We start from the raw sequence: 11,743 nt of genomic DNA on the forward strand, positions 1-11,743 counted from the left end.
ACCAGCTGACACTGACACGGAATCAGTCATATCAATCAAGAGGGACGCTTGATGAAGCGCAGCTCGTTGTATCGTGCCTTCTCGCTGAAGGGCACCGCTGAACATTACTGGCTCTCGTTATTAGTGTTTTCGACCTTGGTGGTTGCCAGTTTCCTGTTGTTTGAACAGCAGATCCAAACACAGCTGAACCAGTTGACCAGCCTCCTCCCCAGCGATCCGCTGCAACGCACAAGCCTGGCCTTGCTGCTGGTGACCTTGCTGGCGCTGGATGTGCTGTTGCCAGTCCCGTCAAGCTTGGTGGCGCTGCTGGCTGTGGCGGCCCTGGGGGCCATCGGTGGTTATCTGGTGATCTTTGTCGGCCTATGTCTGGGGGCTTGCCTGGGCTATTGGCTGGGGGCCGGCTACTTTCGTCTGCTGTCGCGCTGGCTGGGGCTCAGAACCTGGCAACCCGGACAGGTGGCTTATCGCCTCAGTACCCTGTCGCTGATCTGCCTGCGGGGGGTTCCGGTGCTGGCTGAAACCTCGGTACTGGCGGCCGGCATGCAGCGTTATCCGCTGCGCTCGTTTTTGCTGGTCACCACCCTGGCCAACGCTGGACTGGCCCTGGCCTACGCCGCCATCGGCAGTGTGCTGGTAGAGCAGAACGCCCTGCTGGCGACGATTCTCGCGAGTATGGTGCTGCCGGGACTGTTCCTGGGCGCCCGTAGCCTGCTGAAAAACCGCAGCGCGCCGCACAAGAGCGATCAGACGCAAGCCCTGCAAGGCCGCTTCGAGGTCAGCTACCACTACCCGGTGCTGTTCAGCGACCACATTTTCCAGGCCGACAATCCCTGCCTGCGCCAGCAACTCACCCAGCACCATCAGGGTCGGACCACGGTGCTGGTGTTTGCCGATGAACAATTGCTGCAGTGCTGCGCCCAATTACCGCAACAGATCAGCGACTACTTCAGTGCCCACGCCGCCGACCTGCATCTGAAGGCCGCGCCGATTGCCGTGCCGGCGGGAGAGTCAAGCAAAACCCCGGACGTGCTCCAGCAGTTGTATGCGCACATGCTGACGCACGGCCTGGACCGTCACTGCTACGTGCTGGCCCTGGGCGGCGGCGCGGTGCTGGACGCGGTGGGCTACGCCTGCGCCACCTTCCATCGGGGCATGCGCCTGATCCGTATCCCGACCACGGTACTGGCCCAGAACGACGCCGGCATCGGGGTAAAGAACGGCATCAACGCGTTCGCCCAGAAGAACCTGCTGGGGGCCTTCTACCCGGCCACCGCGGTGATCAATGACTTCCAGTTGCTGCTCAGCCTGACACCGCGGGATCAGCTCGCCGGGCTGGCTGAAGCGGTGAAGGTCGCGGTGATCAAGGACGCGGCGTTCTTCCAGTGGATGGAGCAGCACGCCGAGGCTCTGGCCGCCTTTGAGCACAGCGCCAGCCGCTACGCCATCCGCCGCTGCGCCGAGCTGCACCTGGGGCATATCACCGGTGCTGGCGACCCGTTCGAACGCGGCAACGGCCGGCCCTTGGACTACGGCCACTGGGCCGCCCACAAACTGGAGAACCTCAGCCAGCATCGCTTGCGCCATGGTGAGGCAGTGGCCGTGGGCATGGCCCTGGACGCGCTTTACGCCAATGCCTGCGGCCTGCTGTCCAACGACGAAACCCAGCGCCTGCTGCGCTTGCTGGACAAACTGGGCTTCAACCTGCGCCCTGCGGAACTGGGTGTGAAGGACGCCCAGGGCCGCTCCCTGGTCCTGCTGGGGCTAGAAGAGTTCCGCCAGCACCTGGGCGGCCGATTGTCGATCCCGATGCTCAACTGCTTGGGCCAGTCCAGCGACGTGCACCACATCGACCTGGTCCTGATGGAGCAGGCCCTGCTGCGCCTGGCCAGTTTCGGTGGTCCGGATTTCGCCTGGCGCGAGGGCTGCGCGCAATGAGCCAGGCCTCGCTGACCACCTGGCTGACCCTGGGGCGGGTGTCCAACCTGCCAACGGTGTGGACCAACGCCCTGGCCGCCGCGCTGCTGGCCAGCAGTGCCACCACTCTTGCTCCGCCTTCGCCGCTGGTCTGGACCCTGCTGCTGGTGGCGCTCTCGGCGCTGTACCTGGCGGGCATGCTGCTCAACGATTGGGTGGACGCTCACTGGGACCTGGAGCACCACAATCCACGACCGATTGTCCTCGGGCTGGTCAGCCGTACCCAGGTCGGCCTGGCCACGGCAGCGCTGTTACTGCTGGCGGCGTTGGCGGTTCTGGGCCTGAGTCGATTGATCGCCCAGCCTCATTGGCTGCTGGCCAGTGCCGGCTTACTGCTGCTGTTTATCCTGGCCTACAACCTGCTGCACAAACGGTATCCCCACAGCGTCTGGCTGATGGGCGGTTGCCGCTCGGCGCTGTACCTGACCGCCGCCGCCAGCCTGGCCATGCCGCCGCAACCGCTGTGGCTGTGCGCCGCGCTGTTGGGCACCTACATCGCCGGCCTGACCTACCTGGCCCGACTGGAACATCGCAACCAACTGCTCAGTCGCTTGCCGCTGTTGCTGATGCTCAGCCCCCTGGCCCTGGCCTTCTACGCCGACAACGGCGTGTTCTGGCTGGTCCTGCTGCTGTGGCTGGGCTGGCTGGGCTGGCACTACCAGCGCCACTTGGCCAACCCACAGCAGCGGCAGGTCCGCGCCTTTATCGGCGCGGGACTGGCGGCGCTGCCGTTGTTCGATGCCCTGGTCCTGGCCGTGGCCAATCAGCCCTTGGGCAGCCTGTTGTGCGTACTGGTGTTCTTCCTGCTTCCCCACCTTCAACGCTGGATCAAGCCGACATGACCATGGACGCCATTTCCCCCGCCCCGGCGCCACTCGCGATGCGCCATGCCGCCTTTGCTGAAAGGCGCAGGCTGCTCGATGCGCAGTTGGACGACGCAACCCATGACTGGTGGCAGCAGGCCCTTGCACAACTGGCCCGCCAGCCGTCGGCCAACACCCTGATGCTGCTCAGCAGTCAGTGCAAGCGCCGCCTCGGCGACGCGCCGCTGGCCGTGGCTCGGGGCTGGAACCGCACGCAACTGGCGCGGGCCTTGCTGATGGCGCAGTTGCTCGAACAACACACCGGTAGCGACCCGTTACTGCTACTGCGCCAGCTGTTTCTGTGGGGCGACGACCAGGAAAAAATCGTGCTGCTCAAAGCCTTGGACGACCTGGACAGCGAAGGCCGCAGCCTCGAACTGGCGCTCCAGGCTGGGCGCACCAACAACCGCGAAGTCTTCGCCGCGCTCGCCCTGGACAACCCCTTCCCCGCTCGTCACTACAACGAGCGGGCCTTCCACCAGTTGCTGCTCAAAACCCTGGGCATGGGTCTGGACAGCCGGGGAATCAACGGCCTGCACCAGCGCCATAGCCTGCCCCTCAACCAACTGGCTCTGGAGCACATGGAGGAGCAACTGGCGGCGCAACGCAGCGTATCTGACGGTCTGCCCCAGGCCATTGCTTTCGACCTGCTAAGCACCGCACAACGCCAGCGCCTGCGGCACTTGTGCCAGCAACAGCGCTTGCCGCCGCACTGGCTCGAACATTTGCCGGGCGACGCCTGAACGGCGTCAGGCCGCCCCTATCCGATTTTCTTCACCACATCAGGGACTCACCATGCTGAAGTATTTCGACCCGCATATTCATATGGTCAGCCGCACCACGGACGACTACCAGAACATGGCCGCCGCCGGCATCACCGGGGTCATCGAGCCTGCGTTCTGGCAGGGCCAGGCGCGCACCAGCGTTGGCAGTTTCATTGATTACTTCGACACCCTGTTGGGCTGGGAACGCTTTCGCGCCAGCATGTTCGGCATTCACCATTTCTGTACCATCGGCCTCAATCCCAAGGAAGCCAATGATCTGTCGGTGGCCAACGAAGTGCTGGAGATCCTCCCGCGCTACCTGGTCAAGGAGGGCGTGGTGGCGGTCGGCGAGATCGGCTATGACGACATCACTCCCGAGGAAGACCGCTTTCTCGCCGCGCAACTGGAGCTGGCCAAGCAGTTCAACCTGCCGGTGCTGGTACACACCCCGCACCGCGACAAGATCGGCGGCACCCAACGCACCCTGGCGGTGATCCGTGAAGTAGGCATCGCCGAACACCTAGTGATCATCGATCACCTCAACGAGCTGACCCTGCCCCTGGTGCTCGACAGCGAGTGCTGGCGCGGACACTCCATCTACCCCAACACCAAGATGTCGGAGCAGCGCATGGTGGCGCTGCTCAAGGAATACGGCACTGAAAAAATGGTGGTCAACAGCGCTGCCGACTGGGGCATCAGTGATCCGTTGAAGGTGCCCAAGACTGGACAGGCGATGCTCGCCGCCGGCTTCAGCGAAGCCCAGGTGGAACAGGTGTTGTTCCACAACCCGGTGGATTTTTTCGCCCAGAGTGGGCAGTTGGACACGTCAACGGTGAGCACCCCGCTGCCTATCGACCAGCGCCGTCAGTGGCAGGAAAACTCCGCCCTGCGAGGCCAGGAACCGGTGGTTAAATGAGTGCTCGGGCCGGTTGGAGCGCCACGCAGATTGGTTACTGCAGCAACGTGCACCCGGCCCGGGATGTGGCCGGCCTGCGGGCGTCGATCGTGGAACACTTCCAGGGCGTGCGCCGCCAGCGTGGGCTGGCGCTGCAAGACAGCGGCTTATGGATCAGCGCCCAGGCCGCCGCTGAGTTGCAAACGCCGACAGTGCGTGAGGCTTTTTTCGAATTGCTGCGTGATTGTGGGCTACGCCTGACGTCCCTCAATGGCTTTCCCTATGGTCAGTTTCATCAAGGCGCGGTGAAGGCCGAAGTCTACCGGCCGACCTGGGCCGAGCCACAACGCCTGGAATACAGCCTGCAACTGGCCCACCTGCTTGCCGCCGCGTTGCCTGTGGACTGCACACAGGGCGTGATTTCCAGCGTGCCCCTCGGTTACGCCGCCACCTGGAACCAGGCCCAGCAACAAAAGGCCGAGGCGCAGTTGCGGCAACTGACCGCCGAGCTGGCCAGCCTGCATCGGCACAGCGGCAAGAAAATCATCCTGTGCCTGGAGATGGAGCCCGACTGCGTCCTGGAGAACACCGATCAGGCGATTGCCTTTTTCCAACACTGGCACGCCACCGATCCCCATCACAGCTACCTGGCGCTGTGTTTCGATGTCTGCCACCAGGCCGTGGTGTTCGAGGACTGCTACCAGTCCCTGCAACGGCTGCTGCAGGCGCACATCCCCGTGGGCAAGATCCAGTTGTCCAACGCGCTGATCTGCCACTTGCCATTCAGCGACCGGCAACGCCGCGAGCAGGTATTGCAGGCCCTGGGCAACTTTGCCGAAGCCACTTATCTGCATCAGGTCAAAGCTCGGAATATCGACGGACAACTGCTGGCCTGGGCCGACCTGCCCGCGGCGCTGCAAGCGCTGGAGCCGACACAGGAGCAGTGCGCTGAGCTGCGAGTTCACTTCCATGTGCCGCTGTTCAGTGAGCAGTTGCTGTTGGCGGAGCTGTGCGGCAGTCAGCAGGCCCTGCAGCAGACCTTCGACTTTCTTGCCCAGCACCCGCACTTCCAGCCCGTGCTGGAAGTGGAAACCTACAGCTGGAACGTATTGCCCGAGGTCCTGCGCCCGGACAGCCAACAAGGCCTGCTGCAAGGCATCGCCGCCGAACTGCACTGGGTCGAAAAACAGTTGCGCCAGCGGCACTTGCTACGCCTGCAAGCCACGTCTTTGGAGAGCCCTGCCCATGTCCTCTGAGCCGCTGCGCCCACCCTTGTTGCTGATCAATGTGGTCGGCCTGACGCCCAGTCTGCTGGGCCCGGCCACACCGCGGATCAACAGCCTGCTGCAGCGGGCGCAAATGGCCAAGCTGCGGCCCGTGTTTCCAGCGGTGACCTCGACCGTACAAGCCTCGATCCTCACTGGGTTGCCGCCATCGCAGCACGGCATCGTCGGCAACGGCTGGTATTTCCGCGATCAGGCCGAGGTGCGCTTCTGGCTGCAGCCCAATGGCCTGATCCAGGGGGAAAAAGTCTGGCAGACCCTGCAACGGGAAATTCCCGGTCTGCGCTGCAGCCAGTTGTTCTGGTGGTTCAACATGTACGCCGAGATCAACGCCGCCATCACCCCGCGACCGCATTACCCGGCCGACGGACGCAAGATGTTCGGCCTGTACTCATCACCGGCCGACCTGCACCAACGCATCGAACAGCAGATCGGCGAGTTCCCCTTTCCCGGCTTCTGGGGCCCGGCAGCGGGAATTGCCTCCAGCCGCTGGATCGTCGATTGCGCCATCGCCGAGTTCCAGATCACCCGCCCCCACCTGCAACTGGTCTACCTGCCGCACCTGGATTACTGCCTGCAACGCCTGGGCCCCGAAGATCCGGCCATCCGTGACGAAGTACGGGCCATCGACCACGAAGTGGGACGGCTGCTGGACTTCGCCCAGCAACAAGGCGCGGCGGTGATGCTGGTCTCCGAGTACGGCATCGAAGCGGTGCAGCAATCGATCTCGATCAACCGCGTCCTGCGCGAGCAAGGCCTGCTGCAGGTGCGCCGGTCCCTGAGCTGGGAGTTGCTCGACCCCGGCGCCAGCGCCGCCTTTGCCGTGGCAGACCATCAGATCGCCCACGTTTATGTGCGCCAACCGGCAGACATCGCCCGGGTCAAGGCGCTGTTACGGCGCCAGCCCGGTATCGAGCAGGTACTGGATAAAGCCGAACAACGGGCCTGGCAACTCGACCACCCACGCAGCGGTGAGTTGGTGGCGGTGGCCGCGCCGGGCTTCTGGTTCGATTACTACTACTGGTTCGATGACCGCCTGGCCCCGGATTTCGCCCGCACCGTGGATATCCACCGCAAGCCGGGCTACGACCCGCTGGAGCTGTTCATCGACCCGGCGATCCGCTTTCCCAAGCTGCGCGTGGCGCGGCGCCTGCTACAGAAGAAGCTCGGCTTTCGCTACTACATGGACCTGATTCCCCTGGACACCTCACTGATCCGCGGCAGCCACGGACGCTTGCCGAGCAACGATGAGGTCGGCCCCCTGCTGATCACCGATTGCGATTTACCACTGCCGGAGCACCTGCCGGCCACCGCGGTAAAGCACCTGCTCCTAGAGCATTTCCTAGGGCGCCCCTATGACGATACGGCTCCGGCCAAGGAGATTCCATGCGGCGAACCATCCCTATAGTCGTGCTGAGCACGTTGAGCAGTCTTGCTCAGGCACAGACCACGAACACCTTTGATTGCAGCAACTTCCAACGTTTTGGCAACGATCAGGCCGGCACCCTGAGCACCTTCAAGCAAAGCCCGGAAACCATGGCCTGGAACTGGTTTGTGTGCCTCAACCAACCCGTCAGCGCCAGCAACCTCCAGCGGGTCTGGGAAGCGTTCAAGCCCTCCGAGCAGGTCTACCAGAGCCAGGGCCAGGCGCCCTTGCCCTACGCTCAGCGTGAACCGGTGCCCGAAGCGGTGCTGCAACAGGCCGCCAGCCTGGGCATGGACGCCGCAGGCCCGTTCCAGAACCTGGGCAACGACACCGACGGCAGCACCGACAACGGCACCCAGCAGGTGGATGGACTGGCCTTGCAAATGGGTAACCAGGTGCCCGAGGCGCAACGCGGGCAATCGGTGCGCTTCCACCTGATGATGGGCCTGGACACCTTCGACTACATCGTCGGCAAGGAGCTGTACAACCGTAACGGCATCGACGCGCTGACCAGCGACCTGAACTTCCCCGCCAGCGCCTGGGAGTTGAAGACCGCCTGGCTGTGGATTGGCACCAACCAGTCGTTCAAGGCCACGCTGAGCACGGACGGCTACTACATCACCCAGGCCTACTACGTCGACAAGAGCGGCCAGTATCAGGTCGGCTATGCGGCCCTGAGCGGCATGCACGTGATCAACAAACTGACCCCGGACTGGGTCTGGACCACTTTCGAGAACCACAACAACCCCAAATACACCGTCACCAACGACATGCCCGCGCAGCCGATGACCAACATCACCGGGCCTACCGCGCCGGCGCAACCGGTCAATGCCAGCTTTCAGAAGCAGTACCCGGCCTTGGGGCAGTACGAGCTGATCGGCGTGCAGTTCGACCGCCATGAGCCCCAGCCCAAACTGCTGGCCAACTCGCAGATGGAGTCGGCATTCCAGAGTCATTCATCGTGCCTGGCCTGCCACAACACCGCCGCCTACTCGAAGAAAAAGGGCTTCTTCAACTTCGCGTTGCCTGAAGGCGGTGGCATCGCCTACCCCACTAGCGTGCTGCCGGACGCCGACTTTGTCGGTTATCAGAAACTGGACTACGTCTGGTCGCTCAAACGCGCCCAGTGGAAACGCTAAGGAGAGCAGCCCATGAGCGTCTTGAACTTTCCCCGGATCTACCTCAACGGCCATATGTTCTGGAACCCGCCGACGGCCAACAACAACGACGTGTTTCCCCTCTACGACGCGGTAAAAACGCAGATGAACTGGCCGTTTTTATCCCACTACGACATCAACGAAAAGAACGCCACGACCCAATTGATGCCCTGGACGATCACTCCGTTGGCTTACGACCAGTTGCCGCCCTATGTGCAGCAGGTGCCGGGCAACGGTGATCCCTCGCACTACCCAATGATCCCCGCGGAATGGGACATGTTTGGCGATAACGCCTGCGGCACGGTCGACTACGAAAGCACCCACTCACGGATCATCGGCGGTGAATTCCAGGCCAACACCTACATTGACCAGGACTCGCTGATCAACAAGAACTTCCAGTTACTGGGCAACCCCTTCGGCAGTACCGCCCCGACCCCGGCGCGCTTTGTCGATATCAGCCCCTGGCAGAACACCTTCACGGCCCTGTACTTCGACAAACTGTTACTGGGAGACGAACACTGCGGCCTGACCCTGAACCGCGAGTACCGCATGCTCGACCGTTTCCTCAACTTCAACTGGGGGGCTTTCGATCAACTCAGCTCTGTCACCACCACCTGGCAGACCTGTTTCCCAAGAGACAATCTGCACTGGGTGGTTGGCGACTCGAACCTGCTCAAAACGCTGCAACAGGAGATGCTCAAGCAGAACGCCAAGGGCCTGATGTTCAGGTTCAGCACCTACCTGACCTTCTACGACAAAAACGGCATCTTCAACGATTACCCGCCGGTCGATAGCCACAGCCAAGCCGGCCAGGCCCAGTTGCAGGCGATGTATCAGAAGGGCCTGGACAACGTGGCCGATATCTTCTTCAACCCCGCCTACAGCCGTACCGCCGGCACCCTGGGCCTGTGGTTCGACGATGAGTTTCCCACCGCTCCGGCCGGCCGGCGCCTGATGCCCAAGTCCCCGGTTCCGATGTCCCGGCCCATCCCCAAGCCGAGCGATCCTGAGAACATGACCCTGGGGGTGATCAGCGCTGCCGTTCAGGGCGACACACTGTCGCTGGACCTGGCCAATACCTTCCCGTTCTATCCCCTGGCAAACACCGTTGACACGATTCCGGAGGCGGAGAAATTCGCCGCTGGCAGCTATGAACTGGGAGTCCGGGCCGATGGCGGCGCCTTCCAGCGCGTGGCCAGCTTCGGCTTCGAGCAATATCAGCAAGCCGCCTTCGACAAACGCTCGGGGCTTTTGGATCTGCCCCTCAGCAGCGAAGCCCAGAGCCTGTTGCAAAAGGGCAGCCTGGAGTTGCAGTTGCAATCCAGTCCCAGCGTGACCGCCGCCACTCAGCAGAAGTGGACCGCAGAGGTCGTCGAAAGCGGCAGCTTTATCGATGTCGGTGACGACTACACCCTGAACATCATGGTGCAGCGCGACGGTGTGCCGGCCGGCGCCGGCGTCAGACTGTGGGTCGCGGAATACGGCAACGCCTTCATGTTGAGCACCAGCAACTACTACCTAGCGTTCAGCAACAAGGCCAACTTCACCCTCTTCCAGGACTTCCCCCTCCATCGCAAGGACAACACCGCCGCGTTGCCACAATTCGCCGAGGCCAAGGCCACAGCCAGCGTTCGCACCGTCGGCAGTGGACGCACGCTCAGCGCCTTCCTGCAATCAACCAAGGCGATCGATGACGACAAGGGAGTAGCGGTGCTCTATCAGGATTACCTGAAGACCCCGGCAGCGGTCAGCCTGCGCCCCTGCCTGCAATTCGTCGACGCAAAGGCCATGAGCGGAACCCTCAAAGACAATCTGCACGACACGGTGGACTACAGCCTGACGCACATCCAGACCAACGATCTGGGCATCGCTCAACTAAAGGTCAAAGCCGTGGCCCCTGGCTTCCCGACTTTGCGGTTCTTTGTCGAGGACAATGGCCAGCAACCGACGGTCCCCTTCAGTTTCAGCTACTTCGGCGCCTACACCGACTTCCTCTCGCCCTTGCGTGTGCTGCCCCTGGAGCCACAACTGCAAGAGGATTTCTTCAACTGCTGGAACAGCATCTATCAGGATCAGAATGCCAATCTGCGGATCTGGAACGAGTTCATCTTCCCGCGCGTGTTGCAGCCCTTCTATTACCTCTACCCGATCATGAACAAGTTCATGCCGCTCAACTCCCTGCAACGCATTGAAGGGGCGGTGGACCAATTGATCGTGCTGATCAGCAAGCCCTATCAGGAGGAAAGCACGCTGGCGATGCCGATTACCCGGGACATGCCCCAGAGCCGACGCAACGTGCTGGAGATCTGGGCCAAGGACCTGGTGAAGATGGGCTACCCACCCCGGCCGCTGGACCCAGCCGACTACCCGCAGGGCTGATCCCCGACCGTCACGCAAAGGAGCACCGGGTGACCTGGTCACCCGGTTTTTCAAAGGAGTGCCAAATGAACACGCCAATCCGCAATCGACTGCTGCTGGCTGTCGCTCTGTTGTCCGGTAGCCCGGCGCTGCTGGCCCAACAGGATGACGTCTACTTCACCATGGGTGTGCACAACAGCAAGGGCTGCAATGCCGCCAACCACAACTGCATCGCCAAGCGTAAGGCCGGAGAGCCGAGCGACCCGTTTTTTCCGGCGACCTGGGTCAGCGACTGGACCATGTACCGGGTCACGAGCAACTACCAGAAAAACCCACCGCCCTACAGCAGCCCGCCCAGCACCCTGAAGCCGTCGGACTACAGCGTGTCCCAGGGCACCAGTTACTACGATGCCAACTACATACCGGCCGACGGTGACGGCTTCGGCGCGATGATGGAGCACTACGAGCAGTACTGCCTGCCAATCTTCCCGATCAAGGACAACAACTACACCTGCTCCTTCGTCTCGCTGGGCAACAAGGCCTACTTCCTCACCTATCCCGAAGACCGGCCCAAAGACATGCCGGCCTGCTGCATGTTCTCGCCGATGAACCACCCGCCGCGCCAGGACTTCATCCAGCACCTGCCCTACAGCGCGGTACGTAGCCAGAACCTGAACGCCAGCGTGCAGGCCTATGCCTTGGAAATTCCGGTCAGGCCAAGCCCGATCCTGTTCGGCTACGCGTTCAACAAACAGGCCACCAGTGATGGACCGGGGCAGCCGAGCTACCGCCACCCGCAATCGTTCTATTTCTCTGGCGATGTCAGCGTGGCCAACGCGCCGATCGTCAGCCAGAACTACCGCAACTGGCGTATCGAGACCCCGGCACCGGCGAAGACTTGGGACCAGGTGGCGAAGATGTGCCCAAGCAACCCGCCGCCCTGCCAGCTGTTCAATCCGCCGCCATCGCTGAGCAATGGCCAGCGCGCCCAGTGGAATCAACTCATGCCTGCGGCACAGTGAC

Annotated in this window: 9 protein-coding genes; all 9 read left to right on the forward strand. The window is 62.5% G+C overall.

Features of this window, described 5'->3' with window-relative positions; translation table 11 throughout:
- Positions 1-51 precede the first annotated feature (51 nt).
- Positions 52-1,935, forward strand: coding sequence for a 3-dehydroquinate synthase (locus PLD_RS01165; RefSeq protein ID WP_159889103.1), 1,884 nt, complete (start codon positions 52-54; stop codon positions 1,933-1,935).
- Positions 1,932-2,816 (forward strand): UbiA family prenyltransferase, encoded by an 885-nt coding sequence (locus tag PLD_RS01170; protein WP_159889105.1) that lies wholly within the window; start codon positions 1,932-1,934, stop codon positions 2,814-2,816. Before PLD_RS01165 ends, PLD_RS01170 begins: the two co-directional genes overlap by 4 nt.
- Positions 2,813-3,580 carry an EboA domain-containing protein gene (locus PLD_RS01175; protein WP_159889107.1) on the forward strand — a complete coding sequence of 256 codons (768 nt, stop codon included), beginning with the start codon at positions 2,813-2,815 and terminating at the stop codon, positions 3,578-3,580. Before PLD_RS01170 ends, PLD_RS01175 begins: the two co-directional genes overlap by 4 nt.
- Positions 3,581-3,632: 52 nt before the next feature.
- Positions 3,633-4,517: a TatD family hydrolase gene (locus tag PLD_RS01180; RefSeq protein ID WP_159889109.1), complete on the forward strand. Its 885-nt coding sequence runs from the start codon at positions 3,633-3,635 to the stop codon at positions 4,515-4,517.
- Complete coding sequence (eboE, locus tag PLD_RS01185) at positions 4,514-5,752, forward strand: metabolite traffic protein EboE (protein WP_159889110.1); 1,239 nt, start codon at positions 4,514-4,516, stop codon at positions 5,750-5,752. Before PLD_RS01180 ends, eboE begins: the two co-directional genes overlap by 4 nt.
- Positions 5,742-7,187 (forward strand): alkaline phosphatase family protein, encoded by a 1,446-nt coding sequence (locus PLD_RS01190; protein WP_159889112.1) that lies wholly within the window; start codon positions 5,742-5,744, stop codon positions 7,185-7,187. Before eboE ends, PLD_RS01190 begins: the two co-directional genes overlap by 11 nt.
- Complete coding sequence (locus PLD_RS01195; RefSeq protein WP_159889114.1) at positions 7,166-8,344, forward strand: hypothetical protein; 1,179 nt, start codon at positions 7,166-7,168, stop codon at positions 8,342-8,344. Before PLD_RS01190 ends, PLD_RS01195 begins: the two co-directional genes overlap by 22 nt.
- A 12-nt stretch (positions 8,345-8,356) precedes the next feature.
- Positions 8,357-10,741, forward strand: a complete 2,385-nt coding sequence (locus PLD_RS01200; RefSeq protein ID WP_159889115.1) for a hypothetical protein — start codon at positions 8,357-8,359, stop codon at positions 10,739-10,741.
- Between the two features lie 65 nt (positions 10,742-10,806).
- Positions 10,807-11,742, forward strand: a complete 936-nt coding sequence (locus tag PLD_RS01205) for a hypothetical protein (RefSeq protein ID WP_159889117.1) — start codon at positions 10,807-10,809, stop codon at positions 11,740-11,742.
- Position 11,743: the final 1 nt, after the last annotated feature.

This window comes from Pseudomonas sp. LD120, from assembly GCF_009861525.1.
Lineage (GTDB): Bacteria > Pseudomonadota > Gammaproteobacteria > Pseudomonadales > Pseudomonadaceae > Aquipseudomonas.

Bases quoted from the DNA above. Each gene is read 5' to 3' on its own strand.
- PLD_RS01195 (WP_159889114.1), top strand. From the start codon at position 7,166: ATGCGGCGAACCATCCCTATAGTCGTGCTGAGCACGTTGAGCAGTCTT.
- PLD_RS01205 (WP_159889117.1), top strand. From the start codon at position 10,807: ATGAACACGCCAATCCGCAATCGACTGCTGCTGGCTGTCGCTCTGTTG.
- PLD_RS01200 (WP_159889115.1), top strand. From the start codon at position 8,357: ATGAGCGTCTTGAACTTTCCCCGGATCTACCTCAACGGCCATATGTTC.
- PLD_RS01190 (WP_159889112.1), top strand. From the start codon at position 5,742: ATGTCCTCTGAGCCGCTGCGCCCACCCTTGTTGCTGATCAATGTGGTC.
- PLD_RS01165 (WP_159889103.1), top strand. From the start codon at position 52: ATGAAGCGCAGCTCGTTGTATCGTGCCTTCTCGCTGAAGGGCACCGCT.
- PLD_RS01175 (WP_159889107.1), top strand. From the start codon at position 2,813: ATGACCATGGACGCCATTTCCCCCGCCCCGGCGCCACTCGCGATGCGC.
- PLD_RS01170 (WP_159889105.1), top strand. From the start codon at position 1,932: ATGAGCCAGGCCTCGCTGACCACCTGGCTGACCCTGGGGCGGGTGTCC.
- PLD_RS01180 (WP_159889109.1), top strand. From the start codon at position 3,633: ATGCTGAAGTATTTCGACCCGCATATTCATATGGTCAGCCGCACCACG.
- eboE (WP_159889110.1), top strand. From the start codon at position 4,514: ATGAGTGCTCGGGCCGGTTGGAGCGCCACGCAGATTGGTTACTGCAGC.